Origin of the sequence: Gordonia liuliyuniae (genome assembly GCF_021739025.1) — a bacterium.
Classification (GTDB): domain Bacteria; phylum Actinomycetota; class Actinomycetes; order Mycobacteriales; family Mycobacteriaceae; genus Gordonia; species Gordonia liuliyuniae.
Genome location: NZ_JAKKOT010000002.1, coordinates 246,451 through 267,701 on the forward strand (window position 1 = coordinate 246,451; position 21,251 = coordinate 267,701).

Below are 21,251 nucleotides of genomic sequence, written 5' to 3' on the forward strand. Positions count from 1 at the left end.
GCTCGCGTAGCCAGTGGCTACGCTGGTTTGAGTTCCGGAATTCTACTGATGGACCACCCATCCACTTACGCTGGCCACACCCCACACCCCACACAACGGACACCGTCTACAAATCGACCTACTCCAGTCAGGTGAACGTGTTCAAGAATCGACAGATAGGAATTGTCATCTGATGAGCCACTTGTTGGACAGGCACACATTGGGTGCCATCTCGCTGAAGAATCGTGTCGTGATGGCACCAATGACACGAGCACGAAACGCAGATTGCGTTGCCGGACCCCACAATGCAACGTATTACGGACAACGCGCGGGGGCGGGATTGATAGTCACCGAAGGCACCCCTGTATCACCCAATGGCCAGGGCTACGCTTTCGTTCCGGGCATATGGTCCGACGAGCAAGTCGCCGGCTGGCGTGGCGTCACCGACCGAGTTCACGAGCAGTCAGGTCGCATCTTCGCGCAGCTGTGGCATGTCGGTCGACTCTCGCACACCTCTCTGCAACCCAACCGGCAGCAGCCAGTGAGCGCCAGCGAAATTCCTGCGGACGGCGCCATGACCTTTGCGTTCGATGACAACGGGACCCTCGGCTTCCTGCCCGTGACCCCGCCGCGGGCGCTGACAGTTGACGAGATCGCGGGCGTGACAGCCGATTTCGCAGACGCCGGTAAGAACGCAGACACAGCAGGGTTCGACGGCGTGGAAATACACGGGGCGAATGGCTATCTTTTCGAGCAGTTCTTCAACCCGAACAGCAATGTGCGCACCGATCATTACGGCGGCTCGATCGAGAATCGGAGTCGGTTCGCGCTCGAGACCGTCGATCAACTCATCGACTTACTCGGCGACTCCACACGCGTGGGAATCAGGCTGTCTCCGTTCAGTCAATCGTTCAACATGCAGCCGTACGACGAGGCCGAAGAGACCTACCTCTACCTCGGACAGGAACTCGCGACGCGAAACCTCGCATACGTGCACATCAACGACCAGTTCCCTGACGGCAATCGAATCGTGAGCAAAGATTTCCTTGCAAGGTTCCGCACAGCTTACCCAGGTACGATCATCCTAGCTGGCGGACTCGATCAACAGCTGGCCGAGAACTACGTCGCCGAAGGGCTGATCGACCTGGCAGCATTCGGTCAGCCGTTTATATCGAACCCGGACCTTCCCGAACGTTTCCGCAACGATTGGGCACTCGCAGTCCCGGACAGAGACACTTTCTACGGTGGCGGCCTCGAGGGATACATCGATTACCCCGACTATAATCAAGCCCTCGTTGCACCGGCCGACGCGTAGGCCGAAATGGAGCAGTAACACACAGCGAAATTTCCCATTCTGCATTCGCACGTGGTTGCGCACGCAGCAATTACCCCCCCTCCCCCGATTTGATCGGCATTTACACGCCGATAGTCGCCTCGGACACTCTCTTACTACAATTGGAGGAATCGATGAATGAATTGGCGCTCCCAACGTACGACCCAGAAACCCTGGTTCGGTCGATCACCGTCGACATCAACGCCCCCGCGAGCGTAGTCTGGGACGTGCTCGTCGATCTCGAAGAGTATCCGGCGTGGAATCCGTTCTGCATCGCTGTGACATCGACGCTGGAGATCGGCGCGCCATTCGACATGACGTTGACCGACTACTCCCGAGGCGAGGGGACCTTCTCGTACACCGAGTACGTTTGCGCGGTAGTGCCGGAGAGGCTTCTGTCATGGGAGCTATTGCCCACCGCTGAATCGAATGATGCCGCACGGCGCGATCAGGTGATCGAGACCGTATCCGAGACGGCCTGCCGCTACTACTCGACCGACGCCTTCCTCGGTTCGCAGGCCCACACGATCATGGCCGAGACTGGCGAATGGGTGAAGCGCGCGTTCGACGACACCGCGATAGCGCTCAAGGAACGTGCTGAAGCCTTGTACTCAGCGCGCTGATAGGTACGAACGATGCGAAGGCCCGCCGAAATCGATTCGACGGGCCTTCGCGTTGCTTCCCTCATCAGCCGATCGCCGACTCCTTCAGCACAGAAGTCCGCGACTTCCGGTCGTCGGAAGCTCCGTCGATCCGACCGTCGTCGTCCGCGACGCCGCGCGTCGGGATAGTCCCGAACGCTACGATGGCGACAACCGCTGCGATGACGATCAGCACGGCCGCCGAGTACGGATTGCCGGACATCGCCGTCACTTTGGCTGCGAGGTAGGGGCCCGCGCCACCACCGATGGCCGAGCCCAAACCGAAGGCGATGGCCGCTCCGCTATATCGGACACGGGCCGGGAACACCGCGGTCAGGGCCGCGTACGCGGGGATCGCCGCCGCACCGGACAGTCCCGTGGTCAGTGCGTATCCGAGGGCGGAGACGGTGAAGTTGCCGTCCGTGGCCTTCATCGAATACATCACCGGGAAGATCACGCAGCCGAGGACCACCAGGAGGACCACCAAGGTGCCGCGACGACCGAGACGGTCGATGATCATCGCCGACACCATCAGCACGAGGATGGCGCCCGCAGTGCCGACGGCCGCGATTGCTGCGGCGCGTCCCGGTTCCACCCCAACCTCCTGGTTCAAGTAGACGGGAAGGTACGCGGCGAGGATGTAGCCGATCATCAGAATCGCCGCGCTGAGTATCACCAGGCGGATCACGACGCGCCAGTACTGGCGGAACAGCTCCCGCAGCGGATCACGAACCGGCTGGGACTCGTCGGCGATCCGACGGAACTCCGGAGAGTCTTCCAACCGAGTGCGCAGCAGCAGACACGTCGCGGTCAGCGGCAGCGAGAGCAGCAACGGGATCCGCCATCCCCAATCGTTCATGGCGGCGTCGGAGAGGATGAACGATACGAGGGTGACCACGGCGGGTGCGACCGCCGTGCCGATCGTGAAGCCAATCGGTGTGACCGCGCTGAGGCGGCCGTGGTTCGACTTCCCGGCGTGCTCAGAGATGAACGTCGTCGAACCCATTTGTTCGCCGCCTGCGGCGAAGCCCTGTGCCAGACGCAGGACGACCAGCAGGATCGGTGCAGCCACCCCGATCGTCGAGTACGTCGGCAATAGACCGATCAGAGTCGTCGAAATTCCCATGGCGACGATCGTCGTCACCAAGGTGAACCGCCGGCCTCGGCGGTCACCGAGCCGCCCGAAGAACAAGCCGCCCAGCGGTCGAGCGACGAACCCTGTGCCCAATGCCGCCAACGAGGCCAGCGTCGCCGCAGTGGAACTGTCACTCGGAAAGAACAAGGGCGCCGTGTAGGCGATGACGAACACGTAGACGATGAAGTCGTACGACTCCACGACAGTACCGAGGAGGCCTGCCGTCGAGGCTCGCCGGACGATGGCCGGCGAGGGAGTGAGCTGTGTGCCCATCGTGGACTCCTATCCGCGGTCGGTCGACGGGTCGGCCGTACGAGAGGTGATGAAATCGGTCAGGTGCGCGACGGTCGTGACCGAATCCGACTCGTCGGGGAACAGCAACGGCCAGGTGTGAGAGCGGCCGGCGACGACCTCCAACTGCGCCGACACATCGTGCTGAGCGAGCGCGCGGGCGAAGCCCACCGCGTCATCCACGAGCGCTTCCTGCGCGCCGACCTGCAACAGCGTCGGCGGAAATCCGGTGAGGTCAGCCAGCAGCGGTGACACGAGAGGATCGTCCGAGGCAGCCCCCTGCAGGTACGCCTCGCGGGCGGATTCCGCTGCCGCGTACGGGAAGAACACGTCCGGCGACGATCGATAGAAGGGCGAGGTGCATCGGAGGTCCAGCCACGGCGACAGTAGGGCGAGCCCGTCCGGCTTCCGACGGCCGGCTCGGATCGCAGCCGCGGTGAGCGATGCCGACAGGCCTGCTCCCGCCGAGTCTCCTGCGATCACCACCGGGCCGTCCGATGATGACACCAGGCCCTCGTACACGGCGACGACGTCGTGTAAGCCCGCCGGAAACGGATTCTCCGGCGCCAGTCGGTAGCGCGGAACGACCACGGTGGTCCGCGTCGCGTGTGCGATCACCGCGCAGTACCTCAGGTACGCCTCCGGGCTTCCCATCCGGAACCCGCCACCGTGCAGATACAGGACCGTGCCCGCGTCACCGCCGCGGAGTAGGCGACAGGGCACTGTCCGGTAGGACGTGTCCTCGACTGAGACTCCCAACGACGGGTCGGCAGGTGAGGCCGCGAATCTGGCTCGGCGGTCGATCAATTCGGGGTCGGCAGGCACCCCCGCTCGTTCGGCGGGCAGAAGTGCCGCGGCGGACGGCGCCGTCATCGGATGACCGCTCCCTGACCCGAGACCAACATGTCCGGGTGTCGTGCGGCGACCGTCCGCCGAATGCCCTCACGCCAGTCGACCGTGCACGGACCAGTGATCTCGAGTCGGCGCGACACATCGGCGACCGATCCACGAAGTGTGCCCTCGATCGGCGTGACCTCGATATCCGCCTGCACCCCCATCAACTCGGCCGCGTACGCGGCCCATTCCTGAGCGCTGACCGGTTCGTCGCCCGCCCAGTTGACGATCGTCGCAGGAACCGTCGCCGCCTCGAGGAGGCTGCTGACCTGACAGTTGATGTCGTCTTCGTAAATCGGGCTGTACATGCAGGGATCCCACCGCGTCGTGACCGTCCGACCAGCGGCGATCGCATCGGCGTGCAACGCTGGCAGACCGCCGTTCGGCCCGTACGAGGCATTCATTCGAGCGATCGTGACCGGCACACCGAAGGCGCGTGCGGCGAGTCGGGCCGTCGCCTCCTGGCCGATCTTCGATACCGAATAGGTGGGCGAATGCGTGCTGTTGCACTCGCCGAGCGGCGACTGCTCCGTGAAGGCGTACATCGGGTCGTCCTGCGGCCGATAGACCGAATGGGTCGACATCACCAGCGCGCCACGAGCGTTCCGGCAATGCTGGAGCAGCAGCCCAGTTCCCTCCGCGTTGTCGCGCAATGCCGTGTCGTAGTCCCAGCCAGGCGCCTGATTCGCGGCGAGGTGCACGACGTAAGTGAAGTCCGTCGGAAGATCGGTGAACTCGCCGCTGCCGACGTCGCCGCGCACCGGAGTGATCCCGGCGTCGACGAGCCGCTGCCGGTCTTCGGGCTTACTGAATCGTGCCAGCCCCCACACCTCGTTGGCTGCGCCCAACTCGCGCGCGATCGGGAAGGCGATCTGGCCCGCAGCTCCTGTCACCAGGATCTTCTCACCGCTCAGCATTCTTGACTGACCTCACAGATATAGGGAACGAGCACCGGCTCGTCGTGTTTCGGATCCACCGCGTGAAGGAGCGCGGCGGCAAAAGCAGATGCGCGGGCGACCGTTGCGCCCGCGCATCCGTGACAGTCACCAGAGTTGATCGGTGTACTTGTCGGTTCCCACTTCGGTCGGGATGAACGGCGCCGCGAAGGTGACGCGTCCCGCGCCGGACTTCTCCACGTCGGCGGCGTAGTCGATGATCTGCTGCCAGCTCTCAGTGGGATCGCCCTCAAGAAAGCAGAGCTGCATGATGCGGTCCATCGTTCCGCCGTCGTTGCCCATCTTCATCGGCACGTTGTGATCGGCGGGCCACGGCTTCATCCGCCAGCTGCTCACCTGGTCGACGCCGCCTTTGGCGAGCAGTTCACGGACCGGCCCCGCGTGGAGCGCGGCGATCGCGTCGTCCCGTTTGGTGGCATCGGCAGGCTCGATCATGACCGAGACCAGACCGCGGTAGTTGTGGTCGAGCGCGAGCTCCAGCGGTACGCCGTCTTCGTGTGCGGACGACGTGGCGTCGGGCAGATACTGGCCGGTGTGCACGTGCTCGCGCTCGGGGAAACCTCGGCCGGCCGCGTAGAGTTCGCCGACCTGGGTCCGGGCCCACGCCTCGGCCTCTTCCATCTCCGGCTCGTGGACCCAGTACGTCGCAAGGTACGAGCCTGCACCGACGGGCTCGGCGACGGGGCCGGCCTCCGGGAACCGCAGATCTTTGAGCGCACGCGTCGCGACCCAGCGGCGCCCGGCGAACCAACCCGGTCCGACCATGCAGCCCGCGTAGATGTGGTCGCGCTCGTACCACCGGTTGTACGCGACCTCGTGGCCACGTTGGGGGTCAACCATCGTAAAGAGCATCTGGCCGATCTTGACCGGTGCCTCCGACATTTTTCTGTCTCCTAAAGTTGTGATGAACGCTGGTGGGCGATGCACTAGTGCTCGGTGACGAGACCTTCGAGGTTGCCGTCTGCGCGCCAGTCCTCGAGTAGGTCGAAGTACTGGAATCCAGGCACAAACACGCCAGTGACCAGTGGGTTTCGCGAGTCGGTGATCTTTCCCTCGTTGTTGTACAGACCCGGGGTGCAGGTCAGCAGCCAGTCTGTACGAGTCGCGGTCTGGTCGCTCATGACCTTGCCCCAGGCCTGTTCGGCTTCGGCTGTCGGCTCGATGGTCCGGGCACCTGACGAAACACACGTGTCGATCAGATACATCATGTGGCGCGCCTGCTCGTCGATGAGATGGGCGATGTTCGTTATCGTGGCGGTCTGCGTGAAGCCGAGTAGAAACAGGTTCGGGAAGTCCTTCGAGAGGAACCCGTGCAGCGTGCTGAGACCGTCCGCGAACTTCTTCGACAACCGATTGCCGTTGCGGCCAAGGACGTCGTAGCCGGCCTTGTCGGTCCACGTGCGGCCGCCCTGGAAACCGGTCGCGTAGATGATCAGATCGAACTCGCGTTCCTGCCCGCCGGCCACGATTCCGGTCTCGGTGATCCGTTCGATCGGAGTGCTCGCGGTGTCTACGATGTCGACCGAGTCCTTGTTGAACGCAGGAAGGTACTCGTCGCTGAAACCCGGCCGTTTACACATCGTGCGGTAGTAGGTCTTGAGCTTGTCTGCCTTCGACTCGTCGGCGACGATGGCGTCGACACGATCGCGGAGCATCTCGTTCCACTCGTAGTCCGACCGCTCCATGGCGTCGATGAGTTGCTCGATGCTGGGGTTCTCGCCGCCCGCCTCGAACACGGCGTCCATCTGATATTTGGCGAACTTGACCCAGCCGTCGTCGACGTCGCTGAGCGTGGCGCGGTCCTGGACGCACTTGTCGAATGCCGCTCGCCGCTCGCGATGCCAGCCGGGCGTGAGCGCCGAGAACCACTCGAGGTCGGTTTCTGCGTTCTGACGCGGCATCACCTGCGTCGGCGTGCGCTGGTAGACGACGAGTTCGTCGGCGAAATCCGCAATCTGGGGAATCACCTGCAGGCCAGTCGCGCCGGTGCCGATGATCGCCACCTTCTTGCCGCGCAGACCTTCGAGATTTCCACTGTCATCGCCACCGGTGTAGGCGTAGTCCCAGCGGCTCGTATGGAAGCTATGCCCCGCGAAGGTCTCGATCCCGGGGATGCCGGGCAGGTGCGGACGTGTGAACAGACCGCTCTGAGTGGCGACGAAGCGCGCCCGGAACTCGTCTCCCGCATCGGTGCGCACGGTCCATCGTGCGGTGTCTTCGTTCCATTCCATGTCGGTGACACGCGTCTGGAACACAGCATGGTCGTACAGACCGTGCTTGCGGGCCAGGGACTGGCAGTAGGCGAAGATCTCGCTGCCACGGATGTACCGCTCCGTGGGAACGTACCCTGTCTCCTCGAGGTACGGCAGGTAGATGTACGACTCGACGTCGCAGCGGACTCCCGGGTATCGGTTCCAGTACCAGGTACCGCCGAAGTCGGCGGCGACATCCAGAATCTTGTAGTCGGTGATCCCGATCTTCTCGAGCTCGATACCCGCGGTCATCCCCATGAACCCGGCACCGATGACGAGGACGTCGAGGTCCAACGACACCGGTTCCGATGTACGCGGACCGTCGACGTGCGGATCGGCGTCGAAGTCGGCGAACTTGCCGGTGAAGTCGATCGCCTGGAATTGATCGGCGCCTTCCTTCGTCAGCCGCTTGTCCCGCTCGGCCGCGTACTTTTCACGGAACTCTTCGAGCTGTTCGACTCGTCGGGCAGGGATGAACGAATGAGGATCGGCGACACCGATATTCTGGTCACTCATGGGCTGGGTCCTAAAGGAGTTGTCGTGCATAGGTTTCAAGCCGAGACCTGGATCGGTCCAGACAGGGGTCATCGCACGCGTGTCACCACGCGGTGCCTGCGGGGATGTACATGAACTCGATCCGGTTGCCGTCGGGATCGGCGATGAAGGTGAACTGTGCGGCCTCGGGATCGTCGAGCCCGCTGCGTGTGTTGGGCACCGGGGTTCCGCCGTACTCGACCATTGTCTCGACGGCCTGATCGATGTCGTCCGCGAAGAACGACAAGTGGGTGAGGCCGAGGTGATTGCGCCGATGGTGCGGCTCGCCGATCACGCCGGGCTTGCTGTACGCCAGCAGCTCGATACGGAAACCGTCTTTCACGATCATCGTGGAGGTCAGGCTGCACGGGGCGTCGACCTCGGGGATCTGCTCGTCGAGCACGTAGTGCGCGACCTCCTCGAAACCGAGTCCGTCACGGTAGAACCGCATGCTCCTGTCCAGGTCGGTCACACAGAGTCCGACGTGGGAGGTGCGATACGTTGCGGCTGCGGCATTCTGAGTCATTGGGGTGATTCCTCTCGATCCAAATGAGTGGGTTGCGTCGTCGTCGATCAGCCGACGGCGACTGGGGTAACGGGACTTGCTGTCCCGCCGGTGATGTTGAGGGCACCGATGGTGAGCAGGAACTCGTGGCATTTGTCGCCCGCCAGTTCCTTGAGGTCGAGATTCTCGACGAGGTGGATACCGTTATCGACCAGCAGGACGATATGGCCGCCGAGGTAGACGTCCTGATCGAACGGGATGGCTTCGACAGCTGAATTGTCTGATCCGACGAGTGCGACGTCGCATTCGGCGAGGTACTTGGCTGCGTCGATTCCGATGCCCGGCTGCGGGAGGAGCTCGGACTGGGTTCGCATGAACTCTTCGAGCCACCCGGTGCGGATCAACACGAGGTCGCCGGCGGCAAGGGCGACGCCCTGCACGTCGAGCGCGTGACGCAACTCTTCGCGAGTGATCACGTGGCCCGCGGGCAGGACATCGACTCCCGCGGCCGCCGCGACGTCGATCAGCACTCCGCGACCCACGATGGGGTCGACGTTCTCGATGCCACACTTGTCCGCACCCGAGTATGGACTGACCCCGTCGTGCGGATGCCCGTTGTAGATCTTGTGGTCGGAGTACACGTGGCAGAGGGCGTCCATGTGCGTAGAGGTGTGCGACGGCATGACCAACTGGTCTTCGTGCGCACCGACCCCGGGGACGCCCCCATTCGCTTGCGCCATCGCCTCGTCGTCGTGGTTGATCATCGTGAGGCGTTGCGGCGTTCCGCGGTACTCCATGTTCGGCACACCGGAGCGTTGGATCGGGATTCCGAGGCTGTAGCGCTTACCCGTCCGAGGAATCTTCAGGGCAGCGAGCACGCTCTCTTGGGTCAGCAGATTGAGGGCGCCCTTCTCGTCCGATTCGCCCCATCGCCCCCAATTCGACTCGCGTGTACTCACATCGGCTCCTTGTCCGTCGATCATGTCGATTCCGTAGAAATTTCGTCCCGGCGAAGGTGGTGTGTTCGTGCGCGATCCGCTCAGCGGTTCGTCGGTGTCGTCTCCGTCGCACGATTCCGTTGCCGTGATACGAGTCACTGTAGCCATCGGCTACGCTTCCGTCAACACATTGGTGATTCTGGAGGCATCTACGCAGATAAGCGGGAAATTCATAGAATAGACCCACCCCGAGGAGCGGCGACTATGGAGGCATAGCGCAGCAGGTCGTCAACCGTCTTGGTTGCCGACCTGCTGCGTGGCATACAGTCAGCGGGTCGTGGCCACCGTCCGGTGCGTAGCTGTGGGCGGATCAACCTCAGCAGACTGCCCGTTCGGGGCGATACTGCTTACGTCGTTGGGCTCACCGATAATGGTTAGGTCGCCGACTGCGTCGTTCTGGACCGTGACCTCGATGATCTTTCGTGGCACGAAGAGGACGGCGACAACGCTGATGAGCGCGATACCGGCCGCCCCGATCCACGCGAACTTCATGCCGTTGGCCGAGTAGAGGGTGACGCCGTCGACCACGCGAGCGACGTTCGAGTTCAGGAGGGTGAACACGGCAACGGGAAGGATGGCGCCCAGCATGGACTGTGACGTGGCGACGATGCTCGCGGTGGACGCCTGTAGCTGCGGCGGCACCGTGGAGAACTGAACGTTCGGAATGGCACTGTAGGCCAGGCCGGTTCCGATGCCGGTGATGATCGCGCCCACCAGCACGATCCATCTAGTGTCCATTCCGGACATGATGACCAGCGAGCCGACGGCGAGCAGGCTGGACCCCAAGGCGAGCAGGACGCGCGGGGTGAGGCCGCGCCCGATCATGATTCCGACGAGGACGCCGCCGATGACCTGGGCGACACCGAGCGGTGACTGAATGGCGGCGAAACCCTTGGCGTCGATGCTGAACCCGTAGCCGAGGCCGAACGACGCCGAGGTCATGCTCATCAGCGGAAGAATCGTCGAACTCACGGTGGTGGAGCCGTACGCCGTGCCGGCGGCGATTGCGGTCAGCCCGATGGACCTTCGAGTGAGGAGACGGAGATCGATCAGCGGTGCCTTGACGACTCGGGCCGAGTAGATCCACAGGCTGAGCATCACGATGCCGACGAGGAACAGGCCGAGCGTTTTGCCGTCCGTCCAGCCCCAGTCCACTCCGAAGCTGACCGCGACCAGGATCGCACCGATACCGGCGCCGAGCAGCCCGGCGCCGACGAAGTCGATCTTGGATCGCAGGCGGAACGACGATTCGTCTGTAAAGAGCCTGATGCCGATGCCCGTGATCACGAGGATGACGGTGAAGAACCAGAACAGGGACCGCCACCCGAAGCCGTCCATGAGCCAGCCGGTCAGGAATGGCGTCGCGACGCTCACGACTCCCATGCCGCTGGTCGCGAGAGCGGCAGCCATGGCCACCGTCTTCGGCGGGTAGACGTCGCGAATGAGCGAATAGCCGAGGAAGAGGCAGGTGACGAGCAGGCTCGACATCGCTCGGCCGGTCAGGAGCAGGATGAAGTTCGGAGCGAGCGCCGAGACGAGCGAACCGGCGGCGGAGACGAATACGCAGATGAGCAAGACGCGTCGCTTGCCGAACATGTCGGCGATCTTGCCCAAGGTGGGGCTGATCACAGCGGCGACGAGGAGGAACGCGGTCTGAATCCAACCGCCCTGGTTGGTGTGGAAGTAGGCCATGATGCCCGGCAGTCCGGTCGAGATCATGCTGGCGTTCATGGTGAGGGCTTCGAGCAGTACGACAAGAGATATCAGCGACATGATGAGCCGGGGAGACCATCCCCGATCGGAGGCCGGGGACTCAGTTGCGTCAACTGGACCGGTTTGCGTCATTGATGTTCCTTCGGCTTGCGGCGTGTGCCTGGGGGGCGAGTGCTGCGGCCCGCGAAACTCGGGCGCGGCGAGCGCGGCGGGCAGGTCGTCAAGATGATCGATCGGATCGTCCGCCGGTCGTCTGACCGGCTCGGTTCGGGCGATTGAAGCTTGCGGTGCGATCGCCTGAGTCACGAACTGACGGCGCGGTCGGCCGGTGATTACAGCAGTGCTCCGCGCACTCATGCGCGCTTCGAAACCGGCGCATCCGCGCTGAGTCACAGGAAAGATGGTTCGTGACTGAAGTCACTGTAGCCACCGGCTACGTCGGCGTCAACGGTTTGGTCGGAATTGGTCCTCGCCCGTCCGGAGCCTAGGCCGGGCGGGCGCACCCCACACCCGCCCGGCTTCGCAGCGTCAGGAGCCAGCGAAGTCGATCACCGCTCGGCCGCGCAGCGAGCCATCACGGAGCTTGCCGTACGCCGTCTCGATCTCGTCGGGCGAGAACACCTCGACCGGGCTCTGGATCATTTCGCGTCGGGCCAGTGCCATCACCGATTCGAGATTGCGCACGGTCGAGCCCTGATAGGTGAAGACCTCGCCGTCTCGCGGCAGCAGGTGGAACCACTCCCCCAGCGTTGCGAGTCGACCGCCACCCGCACCGACCAGCCCGTACTTGCCGCCGGGTCGCACAGCTGCGATTCCGGTAGCGATCGTATGATCGATTCCGACGAAGTCCAGGAGCGCGTCGGCTCCGCGACCGTCGGTGAGTTCGCGGATCTGATCGAGCGTCGAGTCGTTCACTCCCTCGAGCGTCTCGTGCGCACCCAGTTCACGCGCCATGGCCAGCTTGTCCGTCGACATGTCGATAGAGACCACGAAGGCGGGACTCACGGCGCGGAGGAACTGGATGGCGAAGGAACCCAAGCCGCCCGCACCGAACACGACGGCCGTCGACTGCGGCGTCAACGCCCCCCGGATGCGATCGACTCCGTGGTAGGCCGTGGAACCCGCATCACTGAGTGGTGCGGCGTGGATCGGGTCGAGCCCACCGAGCGGCACGATGTCGCGCGCATTCTTCACGAGTACGTAGTCGGCCAATCCACCGTTGTCGCCGTATCCGCGGCCTGCACCCGCACTGCTGCAGTTGTTCGGGGCGTCGCGCAGGCAGTACCAGCAGTGTCCGCAACTACTCGCGGGCAAGACCACGACAGGCTCTCCGACACTGAGGTGATCGACCCCCTCACCCAAGGCTGCGACTTCTCCCGCGATCTCGTGGCCGAGGGTGAAAGGGAACAACCACCCTGCGGGTTCGACTGTGGCAGCGGGCATTTCCTGCATGTCGAGGTCAGACCGGCATAGCCCGACAGCGGTGACCCGCAGGACCGCCTCCCCCGGACCCGGGGTCGGCTCCGGGACCTCCTGCCACGTCGGTGCAGTCAACGGTGCCGTGATCCGGAAAGCGCGCATACTTCACTTCTCCTTCATTCCAATGGGGCGGCTCGGTGCGGGCCGCGCTCGGACAATCAGCTCCTGATATCCGTCGATGAATTCTTCGGCGGCGGCCGGTGACCGAGAATCCGCGTGCACACACAGGGAGGTGGCTCCGGCCGCGCGCAAGCGATCCACTTCGACCTGCCAGCGCGCAACGGATTCATCGTCCGAGACGTCGACGTGCGGAGCCTCGACCTGAATGTCGATCTCCGACAAGCTGCGTCCTGCCGCGGCCAGCTCGTCAGCGAGTGCATCGACCGCCGTGGCGAAGGCCGCCACACCGTCAATCACGTCCGTTCTGATCGCGGCGGAGACTCCGACGTCGGCGATGACCGGACACCAACCGCTACCGAACGTGACCACACGACGACGCGCGGCCACGCTGTTGCCACCGATCCATAACGGCGGGTGCGGGTTCTGCACCGGACGCTGCAGGTGCATGTCGCCGATCGCCGCGAAGTCCGCGCCGACCACCGGCGCCGACGGGTCGCGCCAGATGCTGCGCAACGCGCTAAGCGCCTCGTCGAACAGCTCGGGACGCCGCGCGAAGTCAACACCGAGCGCCGAGAACTCGGAGCGAAGGTAACCTGCGCCGACGCCCGCGATGAGTCGGCCTCCCGAGAGCGTGTCGAGAGTGGTGAATTCCTTGGCCGTCAGATACGGGTTTCGGGCGGGGAGAATGAAGAGGTTCGTCATGAGCTTCAATGACGTCGTCGCGGCCGCGGCATACGCGAGCGCCACGACCGGTTCAAATGTGTCGTGGCCGCCATTGCGGTACCACTTCGCCGAGGGTGCGGGATGGTCGGAGAGCGCGACGGCATCGAACCCGCATATCTCGGCACGTCGGCTGATGTGCGCCAGCGCAGCTCCGGTGGACACGCTCGTGTGAGAGCCGGGTGCACCGCTCGGATACTCCAGGGTGAACTTCACGTCGTGACTCCAGTCCTCATCGCGGACACGCCGAACCGGGGCCGTGACGACCCACGAGGACCGTGCCCGCGGGGTGGGGACGCAGAGTCGTCTCGCCCACCCCGCGTGTGCGAATGTGTCGCTACTTCGCGCCCTTGATGGCCGTCCGACCCGCCGTGGCGCCACCGTCGACCACCAGGTCGTGGCCGGTCACGTAGTCGGCCTCGTCGGATGCGAGGTACAGGATGCCCGTCGCCATCTGCGCTGGATCCGCTGCGTAGCCGATCGGCTGAATGCCGTGCAACACCTTGATGAACTCCGGGTCCGGCGGGACCATCCCGGACAGCATGGTGCCCGGCGACAGCGTGTTGACGCGAACACCCTTCGGTGCGAGTTCGATCGCACATGCCTTGGACATCCCGATCACAGCGGCCTTCGATCCGCTGTAGAACGCCATGCCCTCGGTCGGCAGCGACCCGCCGTTCGACGCCGTGTTCACGATGGCGCCCGATCCTTGCGCAGCCATCACCCGGCCCGCGGCCCGAGTGCCGTAGAAGGCTCCGAGAATGTTCACCCCGACCATCCGGTCGACTTCCTCGTTCGGCGCGTCGATCAGCGGACTGCCGCCGAACACGCCCGCGTTGTTGACCATCACGTCGAGTCGGCCGTAGCGCTCGACGACACCGCTGACCAGTCTGTCGACCGCGGCCGAGTCCGCGACGTCGGTCTGCACGAACTCGGCGCCTGCGGCCGCGGCGATGGCGGCGCCCGGGTCTGCGTTGACGTCCGCGGCCACGACGGTGCCGCCCTCCGCGACCATCAGTTCCATCGTCGCCTTGCCGAGTCCCGACGCGGCACCGGTGACGATGATTATCTTGTCTTGCATTCGATTGCCCATGTACAACGAACCTCCTTCAGTGCGTGCGACGGTCGCACGACGAATCGCGGCGAGTTCTACGGTCAGAACTCGATCTCGATCGGACCGGCGTCCGGGCGGGACTGGCATCCGAGCACGTATCCCTCGGCGGCGTCTTCGGGATCGAGGACGTCGCCGACGTCAGTGGTGACCGACCCCCGCGTCACCCGGCAGACACACGACCCGCATTCACCAGACCGGCAGGAGTAGGGGACCCCGACATCGCGCGCCAGTAGTGCGTCCACGAGTGTGACACCTGGCGACCAGTCGAAACTGTGGGTGAGACCGTCGAGCACGACAGTCGTCTCGACGTCGGAACCGGGAGCCGACTCGGCGGTGTCCTCTGGTACCGGAACGGCGGCGAACGGGTCGCCGCTGATCGACGAGAAGACTTCCCGATGGAACCGCTCGCGCGGCACGTGCGTCGCCTCGACCGCAGCACTGACGGTGTCCATGAAGGGGCCGGGCCCGCACACGAAGACTTCGCGCGACATGTCAGCGGCGATCAGCTCGGCGAGCTGCTCACTTCGCGGATACCCGTTGACGTCGTCGAACCAGTCGATGACGGTGAGCCTGCCTCGATGTGCTTCTCGCAGACCTGCCAATTCGCTGGCGAAGATGACCGAATCGGCGTCCCGGTTCGCATAGAACAGCGTGACCGATCCGGTGCCGCGCACCAGTGCAGCTTTCAGTATCGACATCACCGGGGTGATCCCGCTGCCCGCCGCGAAAAGCAGCAGATCGCGCTCGTAACTCGCCGGTGTGAATCGGCCTGCGGGCGGCAGTGACGTCATCGACGCACCCGCTTCGACGTTGTCGCAGAGCCAGTTCGACCCGTATCCGGACGAGACTCGCTTCACGGTGATCTTGAGATCCGGGTCGAGAGACGGCGCACTCGAGAGCGAGTACGAGCGCGCGATGTGACCGGTCCGATCACTCGGAATCCGGATGGTCAGGAACTGTCCGGGGTGGTACGTGAACGCCGGTTGGTCGACCTCGCTCGGCCGAAGGACGATCGATCTCGCATCCGAAGTCTCGTCGATCACCGATATCACCGTGAGCTCGTGCCCCCGGGTCGACGACTCGCGGTCGACGGTTTCGCTCGGCTGCACGACCGCTCTACTCCGCGCTCGCGAAGGCGAACTCGAAGTCGCCGATCCGAGGATTGACGCACATCGCGAAGTATACTTCACCGTCCCATGGGGCACTGACCTGCAGCCGACCGAACTTGTTGACGTAGTAGTTCTTCCGCGTGGCACTCGTCTGCGACAGGTAGATCAGACGGCTCGCTTCTTTGTGCAGCTGTTCGTTGTAGTGGTCGAACGCCTCACGCCGGATCGCCGTCGATCCGTAACCCTTCTCGAGCATCTCCAGGATCAGTTCGGCGATGTAGCTGCACCAGGTCTCCAGCCAGATCGGCAGGCCTGCACCGCTCGCGACCGGCTGTGAGGTCGGACCGTAAAGCATGAACAGGTTCGGAAAGCCAGGGACGGTCATGCCGAGATGAGCCTGCGCGCCCTCGGCCGCCCACACGTCTTCCAAGCGGACGCCGTCCTCGCCGATGTACTCGGTCGGCCACAAGAACTTCTCGGTCTGGAATCCGACCGCCGCGATGATCAGGTCGGCGTCGCGCACCGTGCCGTCGGAGGTCTGCACGGCCGAGTCGGTGAGTCGCTGGATCGGCGTCGTCACCAGCTCGACGTTGTCCCTGGTCAACGACGCGTACCACTGGTTGTCCACGACCGGCCGGCGCGTCATCGGCGGATAGTCCGGGACCAGTTTCTCGACCAGGTCCTCGCGGTCGTTCACCTGCTTGCGGATGTAGCCGACCAGCATGTCCCGCATCGCGTCGTTGCGCCTGTTGACATCGCCGCCGTCGGCGATCCACTGCTCGTCGGCGATGAGGAGGTCGCGAAGGTCGTTCGACGCGAACCCAGCGATGTACTTGTTCCAGTTCCAGTAGAACGGCATCGTCTGGAACAGCCACTGCAGTTCCTCGGAGATCGCTTCGCCGTACTTCGCGCGCGGCGAAATCCATTGCGGGGTCCGCTGATAGACCGTCACCGACGCTGCTTCGCTCGCGATCTTCGACAACAATTGGACGCCGGTCGACCCGTTCCCGATGATGGCGACGTTCTTGCCGGCGTACTCGATCGAGTCGTTCCACTCCGTAGTGTGCACGATCTGGCCGGAGAAGCCTGCGGCGCCCTCGACCGGCAGTTCGCGCGGTGTCGCGAACAGACCGCTCGCTGCCACCACGGCGTTGGCGACGACGGTGGTCGGCTCCTGGTCGGCCACAGATACCGTCAGGGACCACGTCTTCGCGTCGTCGGCGAACTCTGCGGCGGTCACATCGGCGTCGAACACGATGTGCTCGAAGACACCGTGTTTTCGGGCGACGAAATCAAGGTAGTTGCGCACCTCGGACTGGCGCGCGAAGTACTCGGTCCACGGATACTTCTTCTCGAAGGAGTACTCGTACGACGCACTGAGTGTGTCGACGCGGACGTCCGGATAGGTATTGATGCTCCACACTCCCCCGATCTCCGAGCGCCGCTCGTAGACGGTGAAGGGGATACCGAGTCGTGCGAGCTGCACTCCCATCGCGATACCGGAGAACCCGGCTCCGATGATCGCGACCGAGTAGCCTTCCGGCGCGGGATTGGTGTCGGTCGACGTCCGCTGGAACGGCCATTCGGGGAACGACAGGATCTGACGGCGCATGAACATGTTGTCGTCGGCCAGCTCACGGGCCTCGGCCATGCGGATCAGATCGGTGATCTCGTCGTCCGATGGCGTCTGGTCCTCATCGGCGTACTCACCTGCAAGTAGGTAGTCGACCGCTTTCGACCTGATCAGTTCGGTGTCGGCGTCGGTGAACACCACAGTGTCGGCCACCGCGCCCTCGACACGCTCAGCCTTCACCGCAGCGATCTCGGGATCACGAGTCGCCTGAAACAGGGCCATGCGCAGAGCGTTCACCTCTGAGTCGGCGACCGCGCGCTCGAGGAATTTACGGTCTGGAATCTTGGGATTCAATTTCTCACTCCTGTACATGAGCCAGGCATGAACGCACGTGCGTCGCTGCCGGGGATGGAAGGATCGTCGGCACCTGTCGGGCGGGCACCACAGACAGATGGCCGTCAGGCGGGTGAGGGTTGCGGGTCGGCGATTCGTTCACGCAGTTGCTGCTTGCGGATCTTCATCGTCGGGGTCTTGGGCAGTTCGGTGACGACCTCGAGTTGCTCGGGGAACTTCGCCGGCGATATACCGGATTCCTTGCAGAACTGCCGCAGCTCGTCTAGTTCGACGGTCTGACCGGGGTCGACGAGTTCGCACACCGCGCAGATCCGCTCGCCGCGGACCTCATCGGGAAGCCCGATCACCGCGACATTCGCGATCGCCGGGTGGTTCACCAGCACGTCTTCGATCTCGGACGGGCTGATCGATTCGCCCTTGCGGATGATCAGGTCCTTCTCGCGGCCAACGAGGGTGAGGTGCCCCTGGCGTCCCACCTGGCCGATGTCACCGGTGAAGAACCAGCCGTCGGAGTCGAAAGGCCGGACGATCTCACCGTCGGCGATGTAGTGCTTGAACAGGATCGGGCCGCGCACCCACACGCGACCGGTGCCGCCGATCGGAAGGACTTCGTCTGCCTCAGAACGGATTTGGATCTCGCAGTTGAGAACTGGACGGCCTGAGGTCGTTGCGAGTTGATCAATGGTGTCGCTCGGTCGAGACGACGCAATCATCGGCGACTCCGTCATGCCGTAACCGTGCAGAACCGGCACACCGACGTCGGTGAACACTTCGTGGAAGAGCTTCTCCGGCATCGGCGCGCCGCCGCCCGCGAGCACCCTCAGCGTCGGCACCACCCGCGTATCCGGGCGCTGCCTCTGCTGGTGAAGCAGAAGTGAGTAGTGGGGTGTCGATCCGCCGGTGATCGTGACACCGTGCTTGCGCATGAGCGCGACTGCCGCGGCTGGTTCGTACACCTCCATCAGCACCAGTGGCATGCCTGCCCACAACGAGGTGATCAGCATGTCCGGGCCGCCGATGTGGGCGTACGGGAAGAAGATCGTGCCGGTGTCGGCGTACGTCGCCTCGATGGCGTCCGCCACACCGACGCCGCCCGCGATCAGCGAGCCGTCGGTGTGGCAGACGCCCTTCGGCGCCGACGTGGTGCCGGACGTGGTGTATATCCAACGGACCTCGTCCGCCCCGTCCTGCACCGGCGCGAGTGCTGTCGGATCGCCGTCGGGCAGGCCGTCGGCGAGGACCAGCGTCCGGAGCCGGCCTGACACCGCGCCTTTGACCTCTTCGGCCATGAGCGCGTGATCGAATCCGCGGAACTTGCCGACGGTGATCAACCATTGCGATCGGCACTGCTCCACCATCGCGGTGACCTCGCGGCCACGGTAGAGCGGAATGATCGGGTTCTGCACCGCGCCGAGTCGCGACAGCGCAAGGCTCAGTACGACGGCGTCGATGCTGGTGGGAAGCTGCCAGCTCACCACGGCGCCGGGCTCGATGCCCAGCTCGCGCAGGCCTGCGGCGGTGCGCCGCGCGGCGTCGAAGATCTCGACGAACGTCTCCGAACGGTCGTGCTCGTCGATCAGTGCCACGGCATCGGGCGTCGCCTCGACGCGGCCGGCCAGCAGCGACCAGATCGACGTCGCCGCGCCGGTCGGGTCCGTCGCGGTCACGACTCGTCCTTCTTCGATTCGGCAGGCAGCGGCGCCGCGCTGAGCAGCGGGTAACCGGTGGTCAGCATGGAGTTGGCGTGTCCGAGCCAGTGCATATCGAACGCCGACTGCAGTGCGGCCTGCTGGCCCATGATGTCCAGCGTCTGGTTCACGGCGCGCTTGCCTTGCCGGAGGGCCCAAGCGTCCATCTGCGCGATCTCACGGGCGAGATCCATTGTCTGCGTGTCAAGTTCGTCGACCGGAACCACCCGATTGACCATGCCTGCGGCAAATGCCTCCTCAGCGGAGAAGCTGCGAGCGGTGAAGAGCATCTCCTTGGCGCGACGTGGACCGAGTTCCCAGGTGTGCGCGTGGTATTCGACGCCGCCGATCCCGTACTTGGCCACCGGATCGCTGAAGAACGTGTTGTCGGCCGCGATGATCAGGTCGCACGGCCAGATGACATTGAGCGCCCCGGCGACGCACGCGCCCTTGACCGACGCGATGCTCGGCTTCGGGACGTCTCGCCAGCGGCGAGAGAATCCGAGGTAGAATTCGGTCTCCCAGCCGTAGGCCTTCTCCAGCTGACTTTTATCGGCCGACGGCTCGTAGCCGCTGGTCACCGATTTCAGGTCATGCCCTGCCGAGAAGTTGTCCCCGTTGGCCCGAACGACGATGACCTTGACCGCATCGTCCGTTGCCGCCTTCCGCCACGCAGCGTCGAGCTCCTCGAGCATCGGCTCGTTCTGCGCGTTGTGCTTCTCCGGGCGATTCAGCGAGATCAGGGCGACTGCGTCCTTGACCTGATAGTCGATCAGCGACATAGTCACACTCCTTCGTAGATTTCGGTGATAGCCGAGACGATCGAGCTGTTGAGGTCGGCGGCGTCGCCGAAGTCGAACTGCCAGCGTTTGGCGGCGTCGGTGAACAGGTGGACGTTGGACTCGACCATGTACCCGATGCCTGCGTGGACCTCATGTGCGCAGTGGACCATCTCGCGCGCGGTGAGGATCGCCTGGTTACGCATGAGGTCGACGTACGGTCGTCCGTCACCGGTGGTGTCGATCGCCGTCGCGGCCGCTCGCGTGTGTGCCGAGGTGACATGCGCGTTGACCGCGATGTCAGTGCACAGGTACTGAACGGCTTGGAAGCGGCCGATTGCCCCGCCGAACTGGTGACGTTGCTGGGCGTACCGGACAGTCATGTCCAGGAGTCGCATGCCTGCGCCGTGCACCTGCGCTGCGCGCAGTACGTCGCCGCGCTGGGAAGCCAGATCGATCGCGTGGTCGGCGGCGGAACCGCGAGCGAGAGTCCGCTGGTCCGTCATGGCGACGTCGGTCAACGTAACGCTGAAGGTCGGGTGTCCACCGATGTTCGGCATCGCCTCGACGCTGACCTCCGCCGAATCGACGAGCAGCAGGAGGCTCTCGCCGTCGGCCACCGCATGCACCAGCAGGCTCTCCGCCTGGTCGGCGTACTCGACGCCGAGCACCCGCCCGGTGGCGCTGCCACCGGTGACGCTGACTGCCGATCCCCAGTTCTCGGTGCCGAATGCCGGGACGACGACGGCGTCGCCGTCACCGATACGCGCGGCCAGGGCGGTCGCCGTCGGGGACCCTGCGAGGATCGCCGCGTCGCGGGCGACGGTGAGATCGAGCAACGGTGTCTGCGCCAGTGCCCGGCCCATTTCGACGAAGATCGCGGCGATGGTTCCCAGCGATGCGCTCTCGTCCCCGGTTCCCGACGGATCGGCGAGTTGTAGCCAGCCCAGTTCGGCGAACTGTCTCACCTGTTCGGCGAACGGCACGGTATTCGAACGGTCGTCCAACGGCGAGTAGCGCGCGAAGACCGACTTGCTTACGTCAGTGAGGGCTGCGAAGTCCTCGCCCCATGTGAGTTCCATGA

The 21,251-nt window shown here is 64.3% G+C and carries 18 protein-coding genes; 2 read left to right on the forward strand and 16 right to left on the reverse strand.

The genetic code is table 11. From position 1 onward, the window contains the following. Window positions 1-172: 172 nt before the first annotated feature. Together L5G28_RS02195 and L5G28_RS02200 are read left to right on the forward strand one after the other, a co-directional pair. Complete coding sequence (locus tag L5G28_RS02195) at window positions 173-1,294, forward strand: alkene reductase (RefSeq protein ID WP_237000134.1); 1,122 nt, start codon at window positions 173-175, stop codon at window positions 1,292-1,294. A gap of 140 nt (window positions 1,295-1,434) precedes the next feature. Beyond that, window positions 1,435-1,935 (forward strand): SRPBCC domain-containing protein, encoded by a 501-nt coding sequence (locus L5G28_RS02200; protein ID WP_237000135.1) that lies wholly within the window; start codon window positions 1,435-1,437, stop codon window positions 1,933-1,935. 64 nt (window positions 1,936-1,999) lie between these two features. Here L5G28_RS02200 and L5G28_RS02205 read toward each other — a convergent pair whose 3' ends face one another. The 16 genes from L5G28_RS02205 to L5G28_RS02280 all read right to left on the reverse strand — a co-directional run bounded on the left by L5G28_RS02205 (window position 2,000) and on the right by L5G28_RS02280 (window position 21,249). Further along, the gene (locus tag L5G28_RS02205) at window positions 2,000-3,361 is read right to left on the reverse strand and encodes an MFS transporter (RefSeq protein ID WP_237000136.1); all 1,362 of its coding nucleotides are present in this window, start codon (window positions 3,359-3,361) and stop codon (window positions 2,000-2,002) included. 9 nt (window positions 3,362-3,370) lie between these two features. Next, window positions 3,371-4,252, reverse strand: coding sequence for an alpha/beta hydrolase (locus L5G28_RS02210; RefSeq protein WP_237000137.1), 882 nt, complete (start codon window positions 4,250-4,252; stop codon window positions 3,371-3,373). Next, entirely contained in the window at window positions 4,249-5,190 is a 942-nt protein-coding gene (locus tag L5G28_RS02215) for an NAD-dependent epimerase/dehydratase family protein (protein WP_237000138.1), read from the reverse strand. Before L5G28_RS02215 ends, L5G28_RS02210 begins: the two co-directional genes overlap by 4 nt. Before the next feature lie 126 nt (window positions 5,191-5,316). Next, entirely contained in the window at window positions 5,317-6,069 is a 753-nt protein-coding gene (locus L5G28_RS02220; RefSeq protein ID WP_237000139.1) for a hypothetical protein, read from the reverse strand. A gap of 86 nt (window positions 6,070-6,155) precedes the next feature. After that, window positions 6,156-7,997 carry a flavin-containing monooxygenase gene (locus tag L5G28_RS02225; protein WP_237000140.1) on the reverse strand — a complete coding sequence of 614 codons (1,842 nt, stop codon included), beginning with the start codon at window positions 7,995-7,997 and terminating at the stop codon, window positions 6,156-6,158. An 82-nt stretch (window positions 7,998-8,079) separates the two neighbouring features. After that, window positions 8,080-8,541, reverse strand: a complete 462-nt coding sequence (locus tag L5G28_RS02230) for a VOC family protein (RefSeq protein ID WP_237000141.1) — start codon at window positions 8,539-8,541, stop codon at window positions 8,080-8,082. A gap of 47 nt (window positions 8,542-8,588) precedes the next feature. After that, complete coding sequence (locus L5G28_RS02235) at window positions 8,589-9,479, reverse strand: cyclase family protein (RefSeq protein ID WP_237000142.1); 891 nt, start codon at window positions 9,477-9,479, stop codon at window positions 8,589-8,591. A gap of 306 nt (window positions 9,480-9,785) precedes the next feature. Further along, the gene (locus tag L5G28_RS02240; protein WP_237000143.1) at window positions 9,786-11,249 is read right to left on the reverse strand and encodes an MFS transporter; all 1,464 of its coding nucleotides are present in this window, start codon (window positions 11,247-11,249) and stop codon (window positions 9,786-9,788) included. A gap of 510 nt (window positions 11,250-11,759) precedes the next feature. Then, window positions 11,760-12,812: an alcohol dehydrogenase catalytic domain-containing protein gene (locus tag L5G28_RS02245; RefSeq protein WP_237000144.1), complete on the reverse strand. Its 1,053-nt coding sequence runs from the start codon at window positions 12,810-12,812 to the stop codon at window positions 11,760-11,762. Between the two features lie 3 nt (window positions 12,813-12,815). After that, window positions 12,816-13,766: a TIGR03619 family F420-dependent LLM class oxidoreductase gene (locus L5G28_RS02250; RefSeq protein WP_236998371.1), complete on the reverse strand. Its 951-nt coding sequence runs from the start codon at window positions 13,764-13,766 to the stop codon at window positions 12,816-12,818. 121 nt (window positions 13,767-13,887) lie between these two features. Beyond that, window positions 13,888-14,643: an SDR family NAD(P)-dependent oxidoreductase gene (locus L5G28_RS02255; protein WP_236998370.1), complete on the reverse strand. Its 756-nt coding sequence runs from the start codon at window positions 14,641-14,643 to the stop codon at window positions 13,888-13,890. Window positions 14,644-14,705: 62 nt separating this feature from the next. Then, window positions 14,706-15,773 carry a ferredoxin--NADP reductase gene (locus L5G28_RS02260; protein ID WP_237000145.1) on the reverse strand — a complete coding sequence of 356 codons (1,068 nt, stop codon included), beginning with the start codon at window positions 15,771-15,773 and terminating at the stop codon, window positions 14,706-14,708. Window positions 15,774-15,780: 7 nt separating this feature from the next. Beyond that, entirely contained in the window at window positions 15,781-17,700 is a 1,920-nt protein-coding gene (locus tag L5G28_RS02265; RefSeq protein WP_237000146.1) for a flavin-containing monooxygenase, read from the reverse strand. Between the two features lie 104 nt (window positions 17,701-17,804). Next, window positions 17,805-19,367: a class I adenylate-forming enzyme family protein gene (locus tag L5G28_RS02270; RefSeq protein ID WP_237000147.1), complete on the reverse strand. Its 1,563-nt coding sequence runs from the start codon at window positions 19,365-19,367 to the stop codon at window positions 17,805-17,807. Next, window positions 19,364-20,170, reverse strand: coding sequence for an enoyl-CoA hydratase (locus tag L5G28_RS02275; RefSeq protein WP_236998366.1), 807 nt, complete (start codon window positions 20,168-20,170; stop codon window positions 19,364-19,366). The genes L5G28_RS02270 and L5G28_RS02275 overlap by 4 nt, the downstream gene beginning before the upstream one ends. Window positions 20,171-20,172: 2 nt before the next feature. Next, window positions 20,173-21,249, reverse strand: coding sequence for an acyl-CoA dehydrogenase family protein (locus L5G28_RS02280; protein WP_236998365.1), 1,077 nt, complete (start codon window positions 21,247-21,249; stop codon window positions 20,173-20,175). Between the last annotated feature and the right edge of the window lie 2 nt (window positions 21,250-21,251).